Source organism: Akkermansia muciniphila (genome assembly GCF_002884975.1).
In the GTDB taxonomy this organism is placed as follows: domain Bacteria; phylum Verrucomicrobiota; class Verrucomicrobiia; order Verrucomicrobiales; family Akkermansiaceae; genus Akkermansia; species Akkermansia muciniphila_C.
This window is the reverse complement of record NZ_PJKB01000002.1, coordinates 214,796-239,048: the sequence shown is the minus strand read 5'-3', so window position 1 is coordinate 239,048 and position 24,253 is coordinate 214,796. Positions and strand designations below refer to the sequence as shown.

Here is a 24,253-nt window from a genome sequence, read left to right as displayed (position 1 = left end):
CCTCATCAGCCCATTCAGGCCGGCTCCGGGCGGGAAGCCTGAATGGCGTCAGGTACGGGCAGTGCCTCAGGAAGAGTGTTATCCGCAACAGCCTTTTCCCAAAAATAAAGGGGAACACTGTCCGCGCGGCAGGGCGCACATCCCAGATGGATCAAACGCTCCGGCCCAGTCTTACCGGCTTGACAGCCTGTGAAAATCCGAAAATTTCTCAAGGCATGCCCGACAGAAACGCACCGGGAAAGAATCCCCGAACGTCGGATGCCAGCATAACCCCTGTCAAGGAGAATGCAAGTAAATAGTTTGATAGCCCGCTGTTCCGCGCTTTTCTCCACCGCCTGCCGGGAGGCTCGCCCCTTCCCTTCCGGGAAACACGGCCCCTCATGAGGAACCGGGGCGGCGCTGCCATCCGCCGCCCAGCGCCTTGCAGAATTTGACGACGGCATTCAGCCGCATCTGCGCAGCATCCGCCATGTCCAGCTCCCCGCTCAGCAGACTCCTGTGCGTATCCAGGGCATCCATCAGCCCCACATACCCGGCCTCATACTGCCTGGACGCAATGTCCCAGCTGCGGCGCAGGCAGTTCACTTCATCAAGCGTAGCTTCGTAAACCTCCGCGCTTTTGCGGCGTTCCACCAGGGCATCCCTGATTTCCCGGAAGGCGTTCAGCACAGCCTGCTCATACGCGGCCTGGACGGCGGCACATTCGGCATCCGCGGCGCGTACGGCGGCGCGCTTCCGTCCTCCGTCAAACAGGGTTTGGAGGATTCCCGCACCCAAATCATAACTTCTGGAAGACTGGTTCAGCAACTCGTTCAACTGGGTGCTGACCTGCCCCAGCTGTCCCGTCAGCACCAGGGACGGCAACCTGTCCTTCCGCGCCGCCTCCCTTCCATAAAAGGCGGCTTTCAGGCGGGATTCCAGCTCCCATATATCCGGACGGCGTTCAATCATGTCACCGGGAATCCGGGCAGGAATGACCGGAGGGGAGGCGAGCAGGGCGGCATTCCCCCCGCCGGGGCGCCCGCCCTTCATCACTTGTCTGGGGCTGTCCCCCACCAGCACGGACAGCACGCTCTCAGCACGGGACAGTTCGTTTTCCGACAGCCTGAGCTGGGCCAGCGTTTTGGAGCGCTCCGCCTGGACACGGCGCAGGGCAAGCTCCGGGTACTGCCCCTGCACAAACCTTTTTTCATACATGGCGCAGGTCTGTTCATAAGAAGCGTGGACACGGCGGATGATGAGACACTTCTCCTCCCACGTTCGCACATTAATGTAGGCGGAGGCCACCTCCGCCGTCAGCCGCAGATAAACCGCATCCCGGGCGGCGGAAGAAGCCAGCAGCTCCGCCCGGGCGGCTTCCGTGCGCGCCCGCAGCTTTCCCCACAGGTCCACTTCATAGGAGAGCACGCCGGACATGGACCACAAATCCCTCGCCCGGTCCGGCAGGTTGTTCATATAACGTTCACCTTCGGACAGTTCCTCGCTGCTGGCTCCGGCTTCCAGTTCCGCCCGGGGCAGCATGGCGGCGCCCGTCTGCGCCGCCAGGGCGGAGGCCTGGTCCACCAGGGCGGACGCGCGGACAAGATCGTGGTTATGAGCCACGGCCTTTTCTTCCAAACGGTCCAGCGCACGGTCATTGAAAATGCGCCACCACCCGGCCCCTACGGGAGAAGTCCGGGCTGTTCCCTCCGGTATTTCCATAACGGGCCTTTCAAATACGGCGGGACTGCCGCAGGAGGCCAGCAGCGCGGCCATGGGAAGAAGCATCAGACGTTTCATGAAGCGGCCTTCCTTTCCTGTCCGGATTTCAGGCAGAACAGGGCAAACAGCACACCTGCCGCACCTACGATTACGGTACAAAGATAAAAAGTATCCACAGAAAAAACCTGGCTCTGGAGCGCCACGGCCTTTTGCAGCACCGCATCCACGGATGCATGGATTTCCTGCGCCGTGCCGCCGGTTTCCGCAAAGTGCCGCTGCCACATGTCAAGCGTATGAGCCGTTCCCGGGGAATCGTCCCTTACCTGCTCCGCCATGCTGAAGCGGAACCCCGTTTTCATATGGGCCAATACCGTGCTCACACTGCTGACGTACAAGGAAATGAAGATATAGCGCACGGTGTTCAGCGTCCGGGAGGAAGCGGCGGCGGAACGCCCCTCCACCCCTCTCAGGGCAAGCGGCGTGGCCGTATTCAAACAGAAGGCATAACCGATTCCGAACAGTCCCAGGGGCCACGCCACGTCCAGCCAGGAGCAGCCCGCATCCAGCCGGGACAGGAAGAAGGCGGAGGCGCCCAGCGCCAGCAGCCCCGCCATCATGCCCACCCGCAGGGCCAGCCTGCCCTTCTGCATCAGGGGGAGCACCAGCGCCGCGCCGCCGCAAAATCCGGCCACCAGAACCATGAACACATAGGCAATGCCCACCGGTTCATAATTCATGACATTGCGCATGAACTGCACCGTTCCCACCCGCACCCAGCAAATGCAGAAGATGTTGCACAGGGAGGCCAGCAGACCGCACAGGAACCGCCAGTTGCCCAGTACGCGGACGTCCAGCAGAGGGGTGCGGTGGGTCATGCAGGAAATGAAGGCCAGGGCAAAGGAACAAAATCCACCGTACATCCATCCCAGCACGCCGGGCGCCGTCCAGCCGTCCGTCTCCCCGTAAATAAGCACCATCAGCATGCACACGCATCCCATCCCCACCGCCAGAAAGGAAAACCAGTCAAATTTTCCTCCCTTGGGAATCTTCTGGTCGGGAACGTAAAGCGTCGTCAGCACGGCCAGCACGGCCGCCGCCGCACCCACGATGACGAACAGACCCCGCCAGTGCCAGTACTGCACCAGCAGGCACCCCACTACCGGGCTGGCACAGGATGCCAGGCCAATGGAACAAAGCTTCACGCCCATCGCCAGGCCACGCCGCTCCGGAGGCAGGGCGGCATTCACCAACCCCGTTCCGTAAACCAGCGCCAGGCCGCCTCCGGCCCCCTGAAGGAAGCGGGCCGCAATCATGATAAAGAAATGGTCCGCCGCCAGTCCCAGCAAGGTCCCGGCCAGCATGATCAGCAAGGCCGTGCGCAGGGATCTTCTCAGCCCGATGCGCGCCCACAGGTACGCCGCCACGGTGAAGGAGAGGGCAGTTCCCAGCGGGCACGCCGCACCCGACCAGGAAACATCCAGGGTGCCCACCACAAACGTGCCTGACAAATCCGGCGTGGCCGCCGTGATGCAGCCCATATTCAGAAACGTCAGCATCGTGCACGCGCAGGCCATCCCCGTCAGCAGGCGCCGCTTCCACGCCGGAACCATTGTTTGCACAACCGGGCCACTCATACCTCTTTCTTAAAAATCAATGGAAACCTTTCCCTGCATTCCCGGGCGGAATACCACGCCGTCCTCCGCCTTCGGCAGGCTCACCTTGACGGGAAAGCGCTGCATGACCTTGGTGAAATAACCGCTGACGTTCTCCGTGGAAATCAGGGAAAACGTCGCATAGGTGGCCGCCCCTATTTCATAAACCGTGCCGTGGAAGACTTTGCCGTCATAGCCGTCCAGCGTGAATTGCACGTCCTGCCCCTGCCGGATGCGTCCTATCTTGGTTTCCTCCACGCGGACGTTGAGCCAGATGTCCCCGCCATCCACAATGGAAAACAGCTTCTGCCCGGAACTGACCATTTCCCCCCCGTTCACCAGCTTGCGGGCCAACACGCCGTCCACGGGGGATTTGACTACGCATTCTCCGCACAGCACTTCCAATTCCTCCAGTTCCGCCCGGGCGGCTTCCAACTGGGCCTGGGCGGACCTTTTTTCCTCCTCACGGTAACCTTCCAGCTTGAGGGCCAGATTCTCCTGCTCCGCCTTTTCCACCGCCAGCGCCGCCAGGTAGGTGGCCCGCACGGCGTCCCGGTCCGCGGAGCTGATGCCCGCCTGCTCCATCACCAGTTTTTCAATGCGCTCATAATCACGCCGCGCATGTTCCAGGCTGGCGGATGCCTGGGCAGCCCTGGCCCGCTGGGATTCGATTTCCTGCGGGCGGAAGCCGGCCAGCATCTCATCATACCTGGCCTGCATCAGTTTGACGCGGGAACGCGCAGCCATCAGGCGCGCCTGCATGGTGCGGCCGTCCAGGTGGGCAAGCGTCTGCCCGCGGCGGATGGTTTCCCCTTCCTCCACATCCACGCTGGTGACGCGCTCCGCCAGCTTTGACCCCACGGAAATGATGCTCGCCTCCACGCGGCAGTCATCCGTGTTCATGGTGCGGCTCTCCCGGAAATGCCAGACGCCCCAGCCGATGGCACCTACAGCCGCCAACGCCATGCTGCCCAGTGAAATGGCCTTCAAATGCTTGCTCATGCGCCGCAGGAAGTGCATTGCCGGGAAAATCCCTGAATAAACAGGCCAATGGTCAGCTTCATGGAAGCCACCTTGTCCTGCCACGCCTTGCTGTCGTCATTCAGGCAGTACATCAGCATGTAGCCGTGCAGCGTATTGACAAAGGCGCGCACCATGAGCCGCACATCCCCCTCCCTGACCTTTCCTTTTTCCTGCATGGCGCTCATGTAATCGCACAGGAAGGAATGAAGCTCCCGCGGGTCGCGCAAAAAATCGTCTCCGTTCGTATCCACGGAATCCAGCGCGCTCAAGTAGGCCCGGAAGGCGTCCCTTTTGGCCTTCGTCGCCTGGAAGTACAGGCGTGCGGCCAGTTTCAGGTCATGCGCCAGGTCCCACGTTTTCCTGTGCTCGAATTCCCTTTTCAGTTCGCTGGCATATTCCCGGTACCGGATGATTTCATCCAGCAGGGACTTTTTGGTGGCAAAGTAGCGGAAGACGGTCTTTTCACAAATCCCCGCCTTTTTCCCCACTTCCTGAACGCTGACGCGGTGGAACCCTTTTTCACTCATCAGTTCAATGGCCGCCTCCACGATTTTTCTCAGCGTGTTCTGCTGGACCCGTGTCATTTGTTCCATAGATGTCTGTCAGGCTAACAGACATTTTTTTAAAGGTCAAGGCCTCTTCCGGAACAAAAATACAGGAAGACGCCATCACCCCACGGCACAAAAAACGACCGCTGCGGAAAACCGCAACGGCCGAATCAAACGGGAATATGCTCCGCCGTTTAGCGGCGAAGGCCAAGACGCTGGATCAGGCTCTGATACTGGGCCAGATCTTCACGCTTGACGTAATCAAGAAGCTTGCGGCGCAGAGCCACCATTTTCAACAACCCGCGGCGGGAAGAAACATCATGCTTGTTCGTGCTCAGGTGGTCGGTCAGGTGGGCGATGCGCTGGGTCAGGTGGGCGATCTGGTAGCTGGAGCTACCGGAATCCTTTTCATGCATCTTGAATTCCTGCAAATTGATTTCGTTACTCATAAGTGTTTTCTTTGAATGTATTTAGCTCGTGGCAGCGGCTAATCGACACTGTGAGGGCGTCAACTATGCACCATCCGTCCCCAAAAGCAATTCAAATTTCATCATGCAGGAGAATTTGCCTCCGTTCCTGCAGTAGCGGTCTCCCCACCATTTTCCACCGCACCCCAGGCCTCGCGGTCCTTTTCCGTAATGGGCCGCATCACGCGGCAGGGGTTTCCCACGGCCACCACGTTGGCGGGAATGTCCTTCGTCACCACGCTCCCCGCGCCTATCACGGAATTGCGCCCGATGCGCACGCCCGGGCCAATCACCGTATGGCCGCCTATCCATACCCCGTCCTCAATGGTGACGGGAAGCGCAAATTCCAGGCCGCAACGCCTCAATCCCGGGTCCACGGGGTGCGTGGCGGTGTAAATCCCCACATTGGGCCCTATCAGCACGTCATTGCCGATCGTGACGGCGGCGCAGTCCAGCACCACCAGGTTGAAGTTGGCATACACGCGGTCCCCCAGCCGGATATTCGTTCCATAGTCACACCGCAGCGGAGGTTCCAGATAGCAGTTCTCCCCCATGCCGCCGAAGAGTTCCCGCGCCAATTCCCGGCGCAGTTCTTCCTCCTCCGGGGCGGATTGATTGTAACGGAAGACGAGCTTGCGCGCCCGAAGGCGCCCGGCGGTCAATTCGGAATCCTGGGCATTGTACAAACGCCCGGCCAGCATGTTATTCCAGTCCTTCGAGGCCATTGGATGAAGAGGGGTTCACGGCATCCGCGCCGGAAGAAGGCAGCGGCGTGTTCTCCCGTTCTTCACCAGACGGCACGGCCACGGCATCCTTCTCCACGGATGCCTCCGACTTTACAAGCTCCTTCTTCCCGGAGGAAGAGGAATTTGCGCCAGCCCGCGCAGGGGACGGCCTGTGCACCGTTCTGAAAATACCGGACGGCTTCTTCTGAAGCTCATGAATGCTCCAGCTTCCATCCCGGACAATCACCCGGGTTCCCACGGGAGCCACCTCAAACAGGTTTCTTGCAATCAAATGTGGAATGCGGATGCAGCCATGGGAGGACGGGCGCCCGGGCAGGTATCCTTCATGGATGCCCACGGCCCCGTTCACTCTCATGAAATAGGGCATTTGGGCCGCTTCAAACCGTTCTCCGGGACGCGCGGCGTCCTTCCGTATATCCCCGTCCCGCTGCTCTCCGGCGGCATTGATGAAGGAGCCGTAATAGGAATGGTGGTCCGCATCCTTGGAGGAAATCCGGAAGTAGCCCGCAGGCGTCATGCCCGGGCTCCTGCCGGAACTGATGGGGCCGTACCCAATGCGGTGCGTTCCACGGTACACGTACATCATCTGCTTTTTCTTATCCACCACAACCAGCAGTTTTCCGGGCAGGGACGGCTCATCCTCCCACTTGAGCAGATGCCCCGGAATGGTTCCCGTTTCCTCAAAATACCCGGTCAGTTCCTCCACCGGAACGCTGGACGAGGAAGACAGGGAGGCATCCCCGCCCGTCGTGCCGCAGGAGGAAAACAGGAACGGAACGCACAGGCAGGAAACCAGCAAATGGAAAAGGGATAACTTCATTTCGGGGAGTCGCATCACTGCGTTAGACAACGGAAGGCCGGAAAAAAGAACCGCTTTTTGACAAAACTGTCAACCATCAATCAAAAAAAATCCTTTTTCCCGTCCGCAGCCCTACCACATCCGGGCGCGCCTGCTGCGTCCTCCGTCATTCCCGGGCCCGTGGAGCAGTCCATGGGACCACGCTTCCGCAAAGGTGCGCGCGGCATCCGCCGTATGGGAATGTCCGTCATGCACGGGACTCTCCGCCACGGCGCCTCCCGCGCCGGGAGGCCTGGACCGGTACAGTTCCAGATGCTCCACCCCGCCCGGTTCCTCCGCCCCGCGGCTATTGCGCACCCTCTCCTGGGTACGTGCATGGAAGAAACTGCGCTCCAGCAGTTCCCGCAGCGTATTAATGCCGCGCCAGACGTCCGTGGTCCTGGGAACGACGCGCACGTTCGCCAATCCCAGCCGTCCCATGCCCTCCACGTAGGAAACGCCGTGGGCATCCCGCCGCGCGGCATCGTGCGGCAGCAGGTGGGCCGTCACCGTCACGCCGTACCGCTTCTCCCATTCCCGCATTTTTTCCACGTAATGGGCCAGCGGCTGCTGGTTGGCGGCATAATGGTCCAGCCAGTGGAAGCTGTCCCCCAGCACCTGCACCAGCCAGATGGCCGTATGGTCGCTCAGGCCCAGGTCCCACGCCGTGAAGGAGGGGGCTTCCGGGTCCGCCTGAAACTCCATTCCCACGCGCCCCTGTTCCCGGAGGGCCATGATGCGGCTGCCGTAAATGCTGCCTTCCTCCCCGGTGGCGAACGCCTCCTGCGGCGTTCCGGGGTACTCCTGCTTCATGGCGGCTCCCATCACGCGGGCCATCCGCGCGTACCATCTTTTCTGCCCAGCGTCCAGCGTCACTCCGGTGTCCCGCTCCAGGGAAAGGAAATACTCGTCCAGCTCCCGGCTCCACCTGCCGCGCCCGGGCAACGTGTATTCCTCCTGGTCAAACCAGCTGAAAAAGAAGAACCGGAAATCCAGCGGAGACAATTCGCTCTTGCCCATGTTCTCCATGGCCTGGCGGGTCAGCTCGTAATTCACGCCGTACCGCCCTCCTTCATGGGTGCTCTCCTTCAGGATGAAGCCGCCTGGGGGCACCGTGTTGATCGCCCCCGTACGTATCTCCCTGGCGCGCCACGGGGCATGCACGGAAACGTGCGCCAGCTCGGAAACATGCAGGAACTGCATGGTGCCCCCGCGCAGGTTCGTTCCCACGCGCACATCGCTTCCGTTGGCAAAAGCCAGGCGGGTGCGCGCCGCCGTACAGGGACGCCATACCCCCTTTTTCTCCACGCCGGACAGGCTTTTTATTCTCTCTCCCAGCCGGGCCAGGGCCACATCCATCGCGGAAGGATTGGGCGGAACGTAATCCAGATGGTCCCAGGCGAAGTGCAGCTTGGCAAGCTTCTGCTGGGCGTCCGGCAGGCTCTTGTCAATAATGCCGCAATGGAAATTGGACCGGAACAGGCTCATGTCCAGCATCAGCATGGCCACATACGTGGAAATGCCCAGCTGGCGGGCCTTCAGGATATCATTCCTGTACCACAGCCGCTCATGAAGCCGCCGCTGGGCCCTGTTCAGGGAAAAACGCTGGAGCTGCCCCGCCTTGTTCTCAATCCAGTACAGGTGTTCCAGCCGCCAAAGCTGGCTGGACAGCACGGACCGCCACGGCAGGCTCCAGGACTCCGTCAGATGATCAGAAGTTTCCATGTTCGTCCACCAGTTCCTTCAGCAGGGCTCCCTCGCTCGTCATTCCCCTCAGGGCCTCCGTCCCCTTGTCCAGGGGCAGGCGGTACGCCAGAGGATCGTTCAGCACGTGGGAGACAAAGCGCAGAGCCTGCACCATGACAGGGTCAAGCAGGTCCATCCTGCCGCGCAGATAACCTTCCCGCACGCCCAGTTCCTCATACAGCCGGATGACGTCCTCCATAAAACACCCCATGGCCTGTTCCCTGTTCCACCAGAAGCGTTCCTGCGCATCCGCATCTCCCAGCGTTTCCAGAATCCTGCCCAGGGACCGCGCCCGGTTTTCCTTCGCGGTCTCCGGGGAAGGCTCCTCCCCGGCTCCCGTGAAGCACTCCAGAGGAATATAGGAATCCCGCCCGTCTCCCGCAGGCAGCCCGTGCCTGTCCAGATATACGCCGTTCCACGCATGCACCACGTATGGCGCGCGCGCCTGCCGCACGGGGCTTTCCGGAATGCCCGGCATCAGGCGCACGGTATGCCCCGGGTCGCCCGGGTCACGGTAAATCACGCAATTGGCATACATCGCGCGCGCCTCTTCCGGATCAGGCAGGAAGGGGAGCATGCCGCCCCTCACTTCATCCTGCCGGTGGTCCAGAACATCAATCAGGGTGGCGGCTTCATCCAGGGGAACTTCCCGGCCCCACCACGCAGGCACGCCCTCGGGAACCGCTCCGGAATCAACGCGGTAGGTTCTTCCCCGCCAGATGATGCCGGACTCCGCCGCTTCCGGACGGTCCGCCAAATTCCGCCTCACCTCGTCCAGCGTCTCCACCGCACGGACCACGTCCGGGCGGCTGCGCCAGGCGGCAGGAGCGGCTACGCCGCGCCTGACGGAAAACTCATCCTCCACATAGGCGGGAGTATCCAGAACGGGCTCCGGAAGGGGGTCGCCCATGGCGGACAGGGAAACGTCCTTCGCCCGCAGGGTCCCGTGCCCTGCCCTGAATGGACGCTTCACCAGACGCAGGTACAGGCCGGGATGCTCCGGATCCGCACGCCATGAATTCAACTGTGGAAACTCCCGCAGGGCCCGGGCCAGTTCCATCATGCGGTGTTCCGCCAGCCGTTCCATCCGGCGCGTTGAGCCGCCGCCATATCCATCCAGCGCAGCCAGGGAGCGCACCAGGTCAGCCCTTACGTGGTCCGGGGCCGTGGATAAAAGCCTCCCGGTCATCAGACTGTGGGCATACCTCTCCATCATGGGGAGGCGCACCTCCGCGCCGCCTGCATTCCAGGCGCGTTCCGCCCGTATCCGGTCGTTCATCCCCACAGTTTCACGAAGCATGCCCAGGAACTCTGCGGTCTCCGGCCCCTCCTTCAGCGTTTCCTTCAGCTCCGCGGCACGAAGCACCAGCTCCTCAAGGGGTTCAGGCGCCTTGTCCGGACTTACGGCTCCGTAACGCGCCCATGAAGCCACCGTTTCCGGAACGGCGTCATGATCCAGATGGGCAAAAAAGTATTCCTTGGAAAGCTGGGACAGTTCCTCAATCAGTTCCGTCTCTCCCGGCAGCTTCCGGCGGCGCGGCACGCGGCCCAGATGCTTCAGCATCTCCCATGCGCCCTCCGGAGAAAGCTGGTCCGTGCGCATCAGCCGGTCCCAGACGACCTCCGCCTTGTCCTCAATCAGGGCCAGGGGATTGTCCGTGTTATGAAGGCGCAGCCGGTGCATCACCAGCCCCTTGGCCGTGGGAACGGGCATATTGTCCGCATCCACCCCCAGCCGCTGCACCTCTCCTACATACTTGCCGTGGATATCCATGCGCTCCTTCAGGGCGTCGGGGCTCATCAGCGTTTCAGCGGCCACGCGCCCCCTGCCCGTCACCTCCAGGCGGTCACCGGAGCCCACGGCCCCGCGCACGCCGTAACCGGCCTTCAGCATATCCGCCACCGCCATGGACGCCAGGCTGTCATACAGGCAGGAGAGGCGCGCTCCCTGCGCGTTTTCCAGCCCTGAAGTCAGCCTCAGGTAGTTGGTATCCCATTCCGGATGCCCGCTGCGGGCATGCCACTCCCAGCTCCGGATCAAATCCCTTTTGGCCGTGCAGGCCGGGGAAAACATCATGGAGACATGGGCCATCAGGTCCGCCCCCGCGGCCTCCCGCGAAGGGTGCCAGTCCGACCACCTTCCATTGGGGTACTTCACCCTCCACAGCCTTTCCCCTTCCCTGTTTCCGCGCGATGACTGGAACAGGCGCGGCGTCAGGCGCGACAGGTTCTCCACCGCCTTCTCCGTACCCGGATAGGCGCGCGGCGCGGCCTGCGCCGGACCGGCATCCAGCCGCCCGGCATCCAGCACGGAGGCATACCGGGCCACATGCTCCGGCTCCACCTCCAGAAAGCGGGACAGCAGCCGTCCGTAGCTTTCCACCGGCGTATAGCCGCGCCCCACATGAACGTCAAACTCCTTCATGTTGGGAAGCACCTGGAACAAACTGTTCACGTCCGCCTGGGTTCCCCACACAAAACGGTTCATTTCCCGCAGTTCCGGACTCACCCCGTGGCGCTCCCGGTCCCCCAGGGCGGCCATCATGGAGCTCATCCGGGACAGGGCGGACGGAAGCCCGTCCGGTCCGGAAGCCTGCGCCAGCAGCTCCGGAGCGCGCAGCAGGGCGCTGCCTTCCTCCAGCCAGCGGCGCGCCCGGGAGCAGGCGCCCCCGTCACGGCAGAACGATTCCCACAAACGGCGCGCCACATGGGCGGACACCTCCTCATGGGAGGCGCCATGCACCCGTTCCATCACCCCCTCGTAAACATTGGCGCGCGTCCGGCGGTCCATATCCACCGTGAGGGCGTCCCAGTCCGTGCCGGAAAGACCGGCGCCGCGGCCCGTTTCCTCAGGATAAGCCAGCAGCAGCATCCTGTACGGGCGGTAGGCGCGCCTTTTAAGCCTGTCTTCCACAAACGCCCGGCGCAGGTCATCCGCTTGCACGTCATACTCCGCCGCATTCCTCAAGCGCCACGGAATTTCCCGGCCGTTCCTGTTCCGCGCCAGCCCCAGGTCTTCCTCCTCCATCCGGCACAGGGCTTCATACCAGGAAGAAAGGGCCTCCTCCACGGAATTGCGGCCCTGCGTCCTCTTCATTTCCACGCCGGGTGCGGGTTCCGCCTCATAAACGCGCCGTCCGTCCGCCCCGGCGGACTCTCCCACGCGGGGCAATCCGGCCCGCAGCAGCCATTTGGTCCTGGCCTCCGCATGGTCCGGGTGCGGGAAAAGCTTCTTCAACACCGCTTCCGACTCCGGAAAATCCCTCATCTTCCAAGGCTTCGTCCGGACGGGGGAAGGCATTTCCAGAAAATCCCGCACATCCTGCTCCGTCCTTAAAAAGGGTTCTCCGGCCTCATCCAGCACGCGGGACCATTCCATGGCCTTCCGGGAAATGTACAGGGACCCCCACAGGGGGGAGCCACGCAGGGACTTTTGGAGCAGCTCCCCGGCGCGGCGAACGTCCTTCTCCCGCAGGATGCGGGCCGCCGTTTCATCCGGAATGCCGAACGCCTTCAGCGGCGCGCCATCACCCAGCAACGCTCCGGCATGGCGGAAATGGTGCAGGGATGCCTTCCCGGCTCCGATCAGCAGGAAAGGCATCATCATGGCGGCCTCCCTCAACTGGTCGTCCATGGATACCTGCCTCTCCCTCCAGCCTTCCCAGTCCACGCCGGACTCCTTGCCCGTAGCCGCTCCCACGCCCTCCTGAACCACCATGGGCGTCAGCTCCATCAGCTTATTCTCCGCCGCCATCTTCACGGCGTCAGCCGCCATGGCGCCCGTTCCTGAAAGAACCGCGCCCATCCCCCCTGAAGCTGACCTCACGGCGCGGAAGGCGCGCATCCCCTGCCCCAGCATCCGCTGGCCCAGCTTCGTCATTCCGAAGGAAAGCAGGGTATTTACCCCTCCGGACGCCACGGCCCCGCCCATCTGGGCGTCAAACACGCCGTCCGGATTCATGCGGCGCGCATCCGCCATATGGCGCCCCGTTTCCCCGGCCATCAGAACGCCCAGTCCCGCCGGACCGCCAAACGCCAGCGCCGTGGACGCGCCCTGCTGGGCCATGTCCACCAGCAGCTCCCGGAACCAGGGGGCATCCTTTCCCCCGCGCAGGGGGGCGAACTCCATCCTGGCAAAATTCCGCAGCTCCTCAAAGCTTCTGGAATACCTGTCCAGCGTCTCCTTTTCACTCCCTTCCGGGAGGGTCCAGGCCGCACCGTTCACAGCCAGCTGGGCCACATTCTCCGCCATCTCCGCCGCTCCGCGTTTCAGCGCACCTCCCAGGGCATCCCGGAAAGCGGGGCGGGAGCGCAGGCAGGGAGCCATCATACGGTACACCTTCTGCCGGTCCCCCTCCTCCAGGGACGCCAGGCAATCCACGGCACGCACCACATCCGGAACTCCGGCGGCGGCCTTCCGGTTCACTTGCACGGCGGGAAAACCTCCGGGGGCCGGGGCTTCGCCTGCTACCAGCCCTTCCAGCCCCTTCCGGATCACTCCGGCGGCCTCTTCCAGGCGGTTCCTGTCATCCAGGGCGTCAGACACGGCCCGGTTCTTCAACTGTTCCGCTACGGCCCGCAAATCCTGCGGCCAGGCGGAAACGGCCTCCCGGAACCGTTCATCCGGAGCCTCCCCGTTTCCGGCCAGCGTCCGGTCGTACTCCTCCTGATACAGTTCAAACAACGTTTCCTTCTGGGAAAGACGCACCTGGTTGTGCATGGAGACGGCCACAAACAGCTCGTCATCAGACTTGCCGGACGCGCCGTACTGGCGCGCCACCTGCTCCCGGATCTCCTTCCAGTCCCGCCGGATGCGTTCACGGGGAATCTCCCCTGAATCCGCCACCCAGGACTGCATCACGCACGCGGCCACCCGCTCCCGGTCAGCCGTTCCAGCCGGATACACGGCTTCCGCCTTGCGCCTCACTTCCAGGGGAATCGTCATCACGTCCCCCGTCAGCACACTGTTCCAGTACTCTTCACGCGCCACCGCTTCCCGCTCCGGGCTTTCCCACATGCCGGGCGCTTCTCCGGAGGAACCGGCCACTGCCGGAACGGAACTTTCCTCCCTGTGTACGGGAGCCGTTTCCGGCGTTCCATCTTCCACTGACAGAGTCCCTGCCTTTTCCCGATTCATCTCATTTTCCATCATTACTTGCCTTCCTTTCCCTTGTTCATATCCCTGAATCCCACCCAGCCCTCATCCTGAAGCCGGTTTTCCTTTTCAAAAACTTTCTCAAGCTCCGCCTCAGGCTGCTGCGGGGCCCTCCTGACAGCTTCCATCAATTCCATCTGGACGCGCTTCCATTCCTCCACGGCGCGCGCGTCCTCCGATGGCCCCCAGGCTCCGCTGCGGAACAGGGAGGACAAGCGGCGGGAAGCCGCTCGGCGCGTCTCCTGCGGAACCTGCATCATCACCTCCCGCCTCCGGAGGAGCCTTTCCACCTGCGGCGCAGGCAGCCCGGAAGTAGCCACTTCAATCATGGCGTCCGCATCCCCCTCCCCCCCGCAGTCCTCATCAACCAGGCAGGTCATGCGGCACAACAGCATATCGTCCTCCGGTACGCTGACGCCGGAAAACTCCGCCTCCCGCCTCCGGTCCCGTGACTCCGTATAACGCCTCAACTGCCCGGAACTGATCAAGCCGTACTTTTCCGCATTAGCCAGACCGTCATCCCGGAGCAGGCCGCCCCCGGACACCGTGCGCGCCACGGAATCCGCATAACGCCGCTTCAGCTCTCCATACGCCGTAACGGCCTCCTGCGCCACTTTCCTTTCCTCCGGGGACTGCGGCGGCTCCACGCCACCGGAAACAAGACTCACCGCCCGGACCGGATCACGCCGCACCTCCTGCACCGCCTGGTTCAGGGCCACGCGGCTGCGGGCATCCTCCACCATGCGGGCGGCTTCCTCCCCGGTCACAAAAACGCCGCGGCCCTCCTCAATCCTGCGTTCAGCCAGTCCGGCCTCCCCCTGCGCCACGGCATATTCCACGCCTCCGGTCCAGGCCCGGCGCGCCTCTTCCAACTGCCCCAGGCGGGACATCTTCTGCAAATAAATGCTTCCGGCAGACTCCAGGCTCTCCCTCGCCAGCTCCACCCGCTCCCGTACCGGAGCGGACATCCTGCCGGGCAGATAGGAGGGAAGCCGCTCCGCGAGCGCCTTTTTCCACCTTTCCTGAACGTGCTCCGGCTCCCCCCCGGCCTCCAATTCCCGCATCACGTCCTGTTCAAAACGGTACAGGCCGTCGCGGGCCTCCGCCCACTGGCCGGCGTCCCTCACCTCCTGCATCTCCTTCACGGCGGTTCCCGCCGTTCCGGCCAGTTCCATTACGCCCGCAGCCAGGTTCCGCACTCCGGCGGCCTGCGCTTCAAACGCATTCAACGGAACCACGCCGGACAAATCCGGCGCCACATGCAGCATTCCAAAATCCTGTATTCGCATAGCCATCTTTAATGGCCTCCAAGCTAGGAAGGGGACGGAAGGCACGGCATCCATTCCAAACCGTCACCGTCCGGCACTTGCCTCTTGCCAAAACCGGACCGTTCCAACACAATCAGCCGCATGCCCCGCATCCGCTTCACCGCCGCGTACGATGGACGCCCGTACCTGGGCTGGCAAAGCCAGCCGGGGGGCCGTACTGTGCAGGATGTCCTGGAACGCGCCTTTTCCGCCCTCTTCGGCTCTACAGTCCGCATCCACGGTTCCGGCAGGACGGATGCCGGCGTGCATGCCCTGGGCCAGGTTTTCCATGTGGACGCTCCGGACACCCACCGCATTCCGGCGGACAAATGGCCCACCGCCCTCAACACGCGCCTGCCCCATACCGTCCGGATCATGCATGCGGAATACGCGGCCCCCGGCTTCCATGCCCGGTTCAGCGCCGCCGGAAAAACCTACCGCTACTGCATCTCCCGCGCGCGCATCCTCAGTCCGTTTGACGCAGGGCTGGCCTGGCACCGTCCGCTGGCTTGGAGCGTGGAAACTCTGGAGCGAGCCGTGCGCCTTTTCACGGGAACGCATGACTTCAGGGCTTTTGCGGCCCTGCGCGGCAATGAACCGCGCCCCATCCCGGAAGACCACTTCCGCCGCACGATCACGCAGGCGGAAGTGGAGCAAAAGGGAGACCACGTCTTCATTACCTTCACCGGAACGGGCTTCCTCTACAAGATGGTGCGCCTCATGGCAGGCGCGGCCCATGAAGCGGCCAGGGGTAAAATCACGCTGGACGAGCTGGCGCGCCTCATCAATTCTCCGCGCCCGCAGGATAAAAGCCCGTTCTGCGCCCCGCCGGACGGCCTCACGCTGATGCAGGTCCACTACCCGGCGGAAACCCCGGAAAACCGGCCTGAATAAGCCAAAAACAGCGCGCAGCCCTATCTCCGGTCCACGCCGTACAAGTCTTCCCGCCGGATCAGCTCCTCCACCTCCGGATTCAGATGAGGCACCGGACATACGCCCGTGCGCAGGTCATGCCGCACGCGGGTGGAGGAAGAAGGTTCATCCCCCTCAATGAAAACGGCGCGCACCCGTGCCCTGGGGAGCGGCTCGCCGCCCCGGTGATATACAATGAACGTCACCAGCCCGGCCAGATGCTCCCAGCGGCCCCACTGTTCCAGGGAATCCCACTGGTCCTTGCCCATGAGCCAGAAAAGCTCCGCTCCGGGATGCCGCTCCGCCACGCACTCAGCCACCCTCCACGACCATGAGGGAGGGGGAAGATTCAAATCCGTACGGTCCAGCACCGCCCAGTCCAATCCCTGGAGCGCCAGCTCAATCATCCGGCAGCGCTGGTCATCCGTTACGGCGGGGGCCTGCTCCTTCAGCGGAGACAGGGAGCACGGCATGAACAGAACGCAATCCAGCCCGCAATAGTCACGGGCATGGGCGGCCACGCGAACATGCCCTTCATGCACGGGATCAAACGAACCGCCGAAAATGCACAGTTTCACCGTCCGTCATTCATCAAAAAATCAAAGCCCTTCCGTGCCCTTGTAAGGCAGGAACCCGCCGATTGGCACGCGCACCATTCTCTTTTCCAGAGGCAGGCGGCGGAAACGGGTGATAAAATCCGTCAGGCGCCCGTAATTGCGCTCCGTCTTGGGAATCCCCTGCTGGCCGCAATTCACGTCAGGATTATAATGCAATTCAATATGAAGGTGGGCAGGATACATGCCGCGGTTCGTGCCGATGGTGCCCACCTGCGTGCCACGCAGCACCAGCTGGCCCAGCACCACATTAATATCGTTCAAGTGGGCGTAAAGCGTCTGGCAGCAAAGCACCTTTCCGGACTTGGGCTCCCGGAAGGCATGGCGGACAATCACCACCTTCCCCCACGCGCCGCGGGCGTCCGCCGCGTAAGTCACCACCCCGTGCCCTACGGAATAAACGGGATCCCCCAGATCGGAATTGCCGCCGCCGTTGCCGTTCCAGTCTTCGCCCATGTGGCGGGGACTCTTCACGCGCAGGCCGCGGGACCGGTAATAGCCGTTGCCGTCAGGCTTGCCTACCGGAAAATCAAAGCCGTCGCAAAGGGGGACGAGCGCGAACTTGCTGTCCCGCCGGGCCATGTAGACGGGAGCGCTCTCGCTGATAAATGCGGACCCGGTCAGAAGAACCAGCGCCAGCAGTAAAAAACGGAAATAGGACATGGGGAACAAAAGTCCTCTGTATGCTAAACGGACGCCAGGCCCGTATCAAGCCGAATTCCCCGCATGTCGAAGTTAGAAGCTACTAACCTCCTCCGGCACTTTGTGCGAAACCCTTTCAACTTGACAGCCCTCCCTCCGTATGAAAGAAAGAATGAGTTTTCCCCGTATTTGGCAACACACGTTTTCTCTGCATGAACAAGCTTACCTCCCTCTTTCTCGGAACGGTTCTTTCCTCTTCCATGCTGCCCGGATGGGCCGCAGACCCTCCCAAGCCCTACGGAGCGGTGCCCACCCCCGCACAGGTCAACTGGCAGCGCATGGAATTCTACGGGTTCATCCACTTTGGCCTGAACACTTTCACGGGCAGGGAATGGGGGTATGGAGACGAAAACCCTAAAATCTTCAACCCGACGGACTTCAATGCCTCCGACATCGTCTCCACCTTTAAGAAAGGCGGCATGAAGGGGATGATTTATACGGCCAAGCACCACGACGGCTTCTGCGCGTGGCCCACCAAGTCCACGGACCACAACATCACCAAAAGCCCGTGGAAAAACGGCAAGGGAGATGTGGTAAAGGAATTCGCCCAGGCCTGCAAGAAGCACGGCATTAAATTCGGCACCTACCTCAGCCCGTGGGACCGCAATAATGCGGACTACGGCAAGGAAGGCTACCTGGACGTTTACTACAAGCAGATCCGCGAACTGCTGACCAACTACGGCCCCGTCTTTGAAATCTGGTTTGACGGAGCCAACGGGGGGGACGGCTACTACGGCGGAGCCAGGGAAAAGCGCAACATCGGCGATGCGGAAAAGTACTACAACTTTGAAAAAATCGTGGAAATGATCCGCAAAATCCAGCCCAACTGCATCATCTGGGGCGCGGGCCACTACGGAGACGCCCGCTGGGGCGGTTCTGAAAAAGGCCACGTCAACTATCCCCACTGGAGCACGGTGGCGCTGAACGGCGGAGGCGGAGGCACCGGCAAGCGCGGCGGAGAACGCTGGGTTCCGGCGGAAGGGGACACCACCATCAACCATTCCGGCTGGTTCTGGCACCAGGGGCAGGCGTCCCGCGTCAAATCTCCGGAAGAACTCATGCAGGTATGGTTTGACTCCGTAGGCCGCGGAGCGAACCTCATCCTGAACGTAGCGGCGGACAAAACGGGCAAGCTGGACCCCGCGGACGTCAAATCCCTGCTGGAATTCAAGGAACTGCGCGATAAACTGTATGCTAGGGACTATGCCCTGGGCGCAACCGTCACGGCCAGCCAGACGCGCGGCAATGACAAGAAATTCGCCCCCTCCAACATGACGGACGGCAACATGGAGACCTACTGGGCCGTGGAGGACGACAACCTGACGCCCTCCGCCTTCATCACCCTTCCCAAACCCGCCACCTTTGACGTCATCCGCCTCCGCGAACAAATCCGCCTGGGCCAGCGTGTGGACTCCTTCAACATTGATGCCCTGATCAACGGCAAATGGGTCTGCATCGACAATGAAGGGAAGACCATCGGCAACCAGGTCATGCGCCGCCTGAACCGCCCCATCACCACCCAGAAGCTGCGCCTGCGCATCACGGGGAGCCAGGCGACGCCCTGCATCTCCGAATTCTCCCTCTTCCGCCAGCCGGCGGGCGCGGTGCGGCCCTCCATCTTCCGCCGTGGAGACAACCTCATCATCATTGCGGACGGGAAGAACAAAATCCTGTACACGACGGACGGCAGCGAACCCAAGGAAGGCTCTTCCGTATACAGCCAGGGCGCCAAATTCGCGGAAAGCGGCACCGTCAAGGCACGCTGCCAATTCTCCAACGGCAAGCTGGGGCCCGTGAGCCAGGCCAGGTTCGGCATCAGCAAAACCGGGTGGAAGGTGAAAAACGCCACCTCCGGCAACGCGGCGGCGGCCATTGATGACAACCCGGAGACCTCCTGGTTCGCCAAGGCTGAAACGCCTCAATCCTTTACAGTGGACATGGGCAGGCCCTACCAGGTCTCCAGCTTCTCCTACCTGCCCAGGCAGGACGGGAAAACGTCCGGAATGACGGACAAGTATCAGTTTGAAGTAAGCCCGGACGGAAAAACCTGGACGAAGGCGGCGGAAGGGGAATTCTCCAATCTCCGCGCCAATCCCATAGAACAATCCGTCAACCTCAGGAACGTCAACGAACCCGTGCGCTACTTCCGCTTCACCGGCACCGGCTCACTGGACGGCAACAGCGCTTCCGCCGCGGAAATCAACGTCTTCGGCGCTCCGGCAGGCAAATAAAATCCGCTTCCTTTCCGCATTAAGGCGTTCCGGTTTTTCAAGGCCGGAACGCCTTTTTCATGATACTGCCTGTTACGGACTGTAACACTGCATGGCCCATGCATGGCTGAAGGGAAACCATGCCTCTCTTTCCGTCCGGATAAACGGCATGGCGAAAACGCGGCCGGCCAAGCCGGAGCGGCATGGCTTAATTCCTCTTGCGCCGCATCAGCAGGCAGGCAATGCCAAACGCCCCCAGCATGGCTGAAGAAGGTTCCGGTACGGGCTCCGCCTTCAGATTGTTTTCCAGGCGAAGTTTTTTGGCTTCAAGGGGAGGAGCCTCCGGAACGTCCCCCGTGATCAGGGATTCCAGGGAAAGCTCTTTCTCACCGGAATCAACGATGGCGTCATTCTCATCCTGTTCCGGATCGGCAGAAGGATCGGTCCCCGGATTTTTATCCGGAGCAGAAGGCTTATCCTTGTCATCTGACGGCTTGGAGCTGCCCCCGCTGTCCGGAACAGCGGGCTTGACATTATCTGCGGCAAATCCGCCCGCTATTCTAGGGGCGCCGCCGTAAAAACCGCCCCCGCCGCCACGGGACACCAGTGATCCGGCCAGGGGCCCGTACACAGCCTCACGGGCCATGACCTCTTCACTATGGGGCATATAGGACTTGCCATAGGAAAACATGGCCGCTATTTCCCGTTCCAGCTTCCAGGAGACATCATCATTCAGGATTCCCCTGGCCTTCACCTGCACGGGCAGGGCCATTCCCACGCCCTGGAGCGGTTTTCCGCCTACCACGGAAAAGGCTTGCACCACATCCCCGCGGGAAGACACAAACCGGTAAACAATGTAATAACCGGAGGGAAAGGCGGGGGAGGAAACAGTCAGGGCGCCTCCGTCATTAACCTCCTTCACCATCTCGCGCGACAAGGGGAGTACGGCATCCATTTTAATAACCGCCTCATCACCGGAAACCGGAGCTCCGGGACTTGAACCGGGAGACACGGCGGCGTACACCAGCGGCGCGGTCAATGATAACAGGGCAATGGCAATCTTGGTCATGATAAGTGTATTGAAACCGCCGCGGCTCCGTATTGCACAACAGATGACCCATAAATGACACTAACCCCGGAAGGAACTCCGGAACCCGGCCGCGCCGGAAAGGCGCGCCCAGAACAACAAAAAACGCGCCAATCAAGCCTCCGTTAAATCACAAGGAAGAACTCCAACAATATTTCCCCACCGGAAAACCGCTCCTTACACGCTTTTTTCTTCCCTTTTCCCCGTCCGGCCATCTTTGTCATACCGCCATTTCCGGCTGTACGGAGCGGGCCAATTCCCAAATAAAATTCCATTAAAAAGGGCGCATCCCGGAGGATGCGCCCTGTGCAAATCTTTGCTGGTGGAAAAACTTATTCCTGGCCGCTGAAATCAGGCGTAAGGATCAGGAACGTGTCGCTGATGTCCTTGCCCCTTCTCTTGGGAATGAAGGTGTCCTGGAGGTTGTCGTTGTCGTCCAGCTCCAGGGTCTTGGCGCTCTGGGCGGTGGTGAAAATCAGAACTTTGCCGCGGAAGCTTTCCGGGTCAAAGCGGACGGCGTTGCCGGCCACGACGGTGCTGCCGTCTTCACCGGGAAGCACGGAAGTGACCATCAGGGGATATTCACCCACGGAGCTGCCGATGCCCACCTTCTTGTTGTTGTCACCCTTGCGCATGACATAGGAGATGCCCACTTCACCGGGGGTCAGGGCCTTGCCGTCATAGATTTCACCGTCGGGGGTGACGGTGGAACCGCCGGAAGGAGTCTGCACCTTGGCGTAGAAGTTGCTTTCGGAAACGGATTCGTTGCCCAGAAGCTGGCGGAAATAGTCATTGGAGGTGTCACCCTGGAGGGCGCCCAGGCCCGTCATGTAGTTGTGCTGCGCCACCACGCGGTCGGCGGTGATGTCATCCGGGAAATTGCCCAGCTTGCTGTTGGACTTGAACTCGTTCATCGCCACGCCCACGTTCTTCATGTTGGTCAGGGCCTGCATCTGGTCGCCCTTGTTGATCTGGTTCAGAATAGGACCGTACGCCACGGAAGCCAGCAGGGCGATAATGGCGATAACAACCAAAAGTTCGATCAGGGTGAACCCCCTGCGTAACTGGCGTGTTGCAAAAGATACTTTCATTGTTGGATATGATGGAATGTTTACAGTTTAAGAAAACCGTACGTGGTTATCTATGTTCGTCTCTACTATTAACGTGATTTCCCAGTCAGGACAAGCATATTCTCATAAAAATGTTGGGCCTGGAAGGGCGCCGGGATTCCTCCGCAGCCCCCGTTTGCCGGGAGCCGGAAAAATCCCGCGCCATGGAAAATCATGCCTGCCTGCCGCTGCCGAAAAAGGCGCTCAAGCCTTCCAGTGCGCCGGCTTCCGGCTTGTCCGCCTCGGCAATGACCTGGCGCTGCAGTTCAGCAATCTCGTCCAGGCCCTTGCGGCCCAGTTCCAGCATCCGGTTCATCTGGTCCGCCGTAAATACGGCCTCCTCCCCGGACCCCTGAACTTCCACAAACTCTCCGCGATCCGTCATTACCAGGTTCATGTCCACCTCCGCGTCCTTGTCCTCCACATAGCACAGGTCCAGCAGGGCCTCCCCGTCCAGCATGCCCACGGAAACGGCGGAAACCAGCCTCTTCAGAGGGGATTCCGTCAGCTTCCCGGCGGCCAGCAGCTTGTTTACGGCAATCGCCAGGGCCACGGAAGCCCCGGTGATGGAAGCGGTGCGGGTGCCTCCGTCAGCCTGCAGAACGTCGCAGTCCACCCAGATCGTGCGCTGGCCGATTTTGCCCAGGTCCACGGCTGCCCTCAGGGAACGGCCGATCAGGCGCTGGATCTCGCTGGAACGTCCGTCCAGCTTCCCTGCCGTAATATCGCGGCGCTTGCGGTCAAGCGTGGAATACGGAAGCATGGAATACTCCGCCGTCAGCCACCCGCCCTCCACGCGCTGAATCTTCATCCAGCGGGGTACATCCTCTTCAATCGTAACGGCGCAAATCACCTTGGTGCGGCCGAAAGTCACCAGCACGGAGGCCGTGGCATTCGGCGCAATGCCCGTTTCAAAGCTGATCGGGCGCAACTGGTCCACAAGTCGTTTATCCTGACGTTCCATGCGCGGAATCATGACGGATGCGGGCGCTTTTTTCAAATGGAAAGATGGAATTCCCGCGCCAAACCGCTAATATCCCCTCCATGAAACTCCCCAGCACCCGCGTAGCCGTCATTGACGTGGTGGCCCTTTCCCGCCAGATGATGGAACACATGCCCAGGCTCACCGCATGGGCGGAGGGACGGCGCGTTTCCTCCTTCCCCCCCTCCTTCCCGGCCCTCACCTGCTCCGCGCAGAGCACCTACGTCACGGGGATTTCCCCGCGGGAGCACGCCATTCCCGCCAACGGATGGTATAACCGGAACATGAGTGAAATCCAGTTCTGGAAACAGTCCAACAAGCTGGTGCAGGGACCGCGCCTGTGGGAAAAACTGCGGGAACGGTACGGCCCCGGCTTCACCTGCGCCAAGCTCTTCTGGTGGTACAACATGTACTCCACGGCGGACTGGACCATCACGCCGCGCCCCATGTACCCGGCGGACGGCCGCAAGGTCTTCGATATTTACACCCAGCCCATGGAACTCCGGGAAACCATTAAAAAAGACCTGGGGGAATTCCCCTTCCCCACCTTCTGGGGCCCCATGGCGGGCATCCAGTCCTCCCGCTGGATAGCGGACTCCGCCCGGTGGGTGGAACGGAAGCACCGTCCCAGCCTCAGCCTCATCTACCTGCCCTACCTGGACTATGACCTTCAGAAATTCGGCCCTTCCTCCATGCAGGCGGCACAGGCGGCGGAGGCCATGGACGGCCTCCTGTGCGACCTGATCGGCTTTCTGGAACAAGAGGGCGTCACCCCCGTCATCCTCAGTGAATACGGAATTTCCGACGTCTCCCGCAGCATTGCCCTCAACCGCCTCTTCCGGGAGCGGGGCTGGATCACCGTGAAGCCGGAAATGGGGATGGAAATGCTGGACTGCGGAGCTTCCCGCGCCTTCGCCGTGGCGGACCACCAGACGGCCCTGGTCTACATCAACGATCCCTCCGTGAAAGAGGAAGTAAGAGCCCTGCTCGCCGCCGTCCCGGGCGTGGAGGAAATCAGGGAAACGGACTTCTCCGGCCTCAATCCCGCGGCGCAGGAACGCCTGCCGGACTTCACCGCCATCGCGGCGCCGGACGCATGGTTCACCTACTACTACTGGATGGATGACGCCAAAGCCCCGGACTTCGCCCGCTGCGTGGACATCCACCGCAAACCGGGCTATGACCCTGCGGAGATGTTCTTTGACCCGGCCCTCTCCTTCCCCATGCTCCATGCCGCCGCCTTCCTGCTGAAAAAAAAGCTGGGCTTCCGCGCCCTGATGAAAGTCATCCCCCTCAACGGAGACCAGGTGAAAGGCTCCCACGGCAGGGACCGGGTGCCCGCAAACCAGCAGCCCGTATTCATCGGTCCGGCATCCCTGCCGGAAATCCGTTCCGCGCAGGACGTGCATGAAGCCATCCTCTCCGCCTTTGCGGAAGACTGAACCCGGGCGCGA

The 24,253-nt window shown here is 61.7% G+C and carries 18 protein-coding genes; 3 read left to right on the top strand and 15 right to left on the bottom strand.

Features of this window, described 5'->3' with window-relative positions; all coding sequences use genetic code 11:
- Positions 1–378: 378 nt before the first annotated feature.
- The 10 genes from CXU21_RS07105 to CXU21_RS07060 form a co-directional block, all read right to left on the bottom strand.
- On the bottom strand, positions 379–1,779 hold the full coding sequence (locus CXU21_RS07105) for an efflux transporter outer membrane subunit (RefSeq protein ID WP_102725575.1): 1,401 nt from the start codon (positions 1,777–1,779) through the stop codon (positions 379–381).
- On the bottom strand, positions 1,776–3,335 hold the full coding sequence (locus tag CXU21_RS07100; RefSeq protein WP_102725574.1) for an MFS transporter: 1,560 nt from the start codon (positions 3,333–3,335) through the stop codon (positions 1,776–1,778). Before CXU21_RS07100 ends, CXU21_RS07105 begins: the two co-directional genes overlap by 4 nt.
- A 9-nt stretch (positions 3,336–3,344) precedes the next feature.
- A complete protein-coding gene (locus CXU21_RS07095) occupies positions 3,345–4,355 on the bottom strand; it encodes an HlyD family secretion protein (RefSeq protein ID WP_180972704.1) in 1,011 nt (336 codons plus the stop codon).
- Positions 4,352–4,969, bottom strand: coding sequence for a TetR/AcrR family transcriptional regulator (locus tag CXU21_RS07090; protein ID WP_102725572.1), 618 nt, complete (start codon positions 4,967–4,969; stop codon positions 4,352–4,354). Before CXU21_RS07090 ends, CXU21_RS07095 begins: the two co-directional genes overlap by 4 nt.
- A 149-nt stretch (positions 4,970–5,118) precedes the next feature.
- Positions 5,119–5,373 carry a 30S ribosomal protein S15 gene (rpsO, locus tag CXU21_RS07085; protein ID WP_022396563.1) on the bottom strand — a complete coding sequence of 85 codons (255 nt, stop codon included), beginning with the start codon at positions 5,371–5,373 and terminating at the stop codon, positions 5,119–5,121.
- A gap of 101 nt (positions 5,374–5,474) precedes the next feature.
- Positions 5,475–6,116, bottom strand: a complete 642-nt coding sequence (locus tag CXU21_RS07080; RefSeq protein WP_102725571.1) for a sugar O-acetyltransferase — start codon at positions 6,114–6,116, stop codon at positions 5,475–5,477.
- Positions 6,094–6,957 (bottom strand): L,D-transpeptidase family protein, encoded by an 864-nt coding sequence (locus CXU21_RS07075; RefSeq protein ID WP_180972703.1) that lies wholly within the window; start codon positions 6,955–6,957, stop codon positions 6,094–6,096. The genes CXU21_RS07080 and CXU21_RS07075 overlap by 23 nt, the downstream gene beginning before the upstream one ends.
- A gap of 111 nt (positions 6,958–7,068) precedes the next feature.
- Complete coding sequence (locus CXU21_RS07070; RefSeq protein ID WP_102725569.1) at positions 7,069–8,700, bottom strand: hypothetical protein; 1,632 nt, start codon at positions 8,698–8,700, stop codon at positions 7,069–7,071.
- Positions 8,687–13,858 (bottom strand): hypothetical protein, encoded by a 5,172-nt coding sequence (locus CXU21_RS07065; RefSeq protein ID WP_146017004.1) that lies wholly within the window; start codon positions 13,856–13,858, stop codon positions 8,687–8,689. The genes CXU21_RS07070 and CXU21_RS07065 overlap by 14 nt, the downstream gene beginning before the upstream one ends.
- Positions 13,859–13,872: 14 nt before the next feature.
- On the bottom strand, positions 13,873–15,171 hold the full coding sequence (locus tag CXU21_RS07060; protein ID WP_180972702.1) for a hypothetical protein: 1,299 nt from the start codon (positions 15,169–15,171) through the stop codon (positions 13,873–13,875).
- 114 nt (positions 15,172–15,285) lie between these two features.
- Here CXU21_RS07060 and truA point away from each other — a divergent pair, with 114 nt between their 5' ends.
- A complete protein-coding gene (truA, locus tag CXU21_RS07055; RefSeq protein ID WP_102725566.1) occupies positions 15,286–16,077 on the top strand; it encodes a tRNA pseudouridine(38-40) synthase TruA in 792 nt (263 codons plus the stop codon).
- 20 nt (positions 16,078–16,097) lie between these two features.
- Here truA and nadD read toward each other — a convergent pair whose 3' ends face one another.
- The gene (gene nadD, locus CXU21_RS07050; protein WP_102725565.1) at positions 16,098–16,673 is read right to left on the bottom strand and encodes a nicotinate (nicotinamide) nucleotide adenylyltransferase; all 576 of its coding nucleotides are present in this window, start codon (positions 16,671–16,673) and stop codon (positions 16,098–16,100) included.
- Between the two features lie 21 nt (positions 16,674–16,694).
- Positions 16,695–17,372, bottom strand: a complete 678-nt coding sequence (locus tag CXU21_RS07045; RefSeq protein WP_102712237.1) for a M23 family metallopeptidase — start codon at positions 17,370–17,372, stop codon at positions 16,695–16,697.
- A 191-nt stretch (positions 17,373–17,563) separates the two neighbouring features.
- Between CXU21_RS07045 and CXU21_RS07040 the strand changes: the two genes are divergently transcribed.
- Positions 17,564–19,642, top strand: a complete 2,079-nt coding sequence (locus CXU21_RS07040) for an alpha-L-fucosidase (RefSeq protein WP_102725564.1) — start codon at positions 17,564–17,566, stop codon at positions 19,640–19,642.
- Between the two features lie 187 nt (positions 19,643–19,829).
- Here CXU21_RS07040 and CXU21_RS07035 read toward each other — a convergent pair whose 3' ends face one another.
- From CXU21_RS07035 to rph, 3 genes are all read right to left on the bottom strand, one after another.
- Complete coding sequence (locus CXU21_RS07035) at positions 19,830–20,690, bottom strand: PEP-CTERM sorting domain-containing protein (RefSeq protein ID WP_102725563.1); 861 nt, start codon at positions 20,688–20,690, stop codon at positions 19,830–19,832.
- A gap of 350 nt (positions 20,691–21,040) precedes the next feature.
- Entirely contained in the window at positions 21,041–21,799 is a 759-nt protein-coding gene (locus CXU21_RS07030) for a type II secretion system protein (RefSeq protein ID WP_102711869.1), read from the bottom strand.
- Between the two features lie 190 nt (positions 21,800–21,989).
- Entirely contained in the window at positions 21,990–22,781 is a 792-nt protein-coding gene (rph, locus tag CXU21_RS07025) for a ribonuclease PH (RefSeq protein ID WP_102712239.1), read from the bottom strand.
- Positions 22,782–22,861: 80 nt separating this feature from the next.
- Between rph and CXU21_RS07020 the strand changes: the two genes are divergently transcribed.
- The gene (locus CXU21_RS07020; RefSeq protein ID WP_257997366.1) at positions 22,862–24,241 is read left to right on the top strand and encodes an alkaline phosphatase family protein; all 1,380 of its coding nucleotides are present in this window, start codon (positions 22,862–22,864) and stop codon (positions 24,239–24,241) included.
- Positions 24,242–24,253 lie beyond the last annotated feature (12 nt).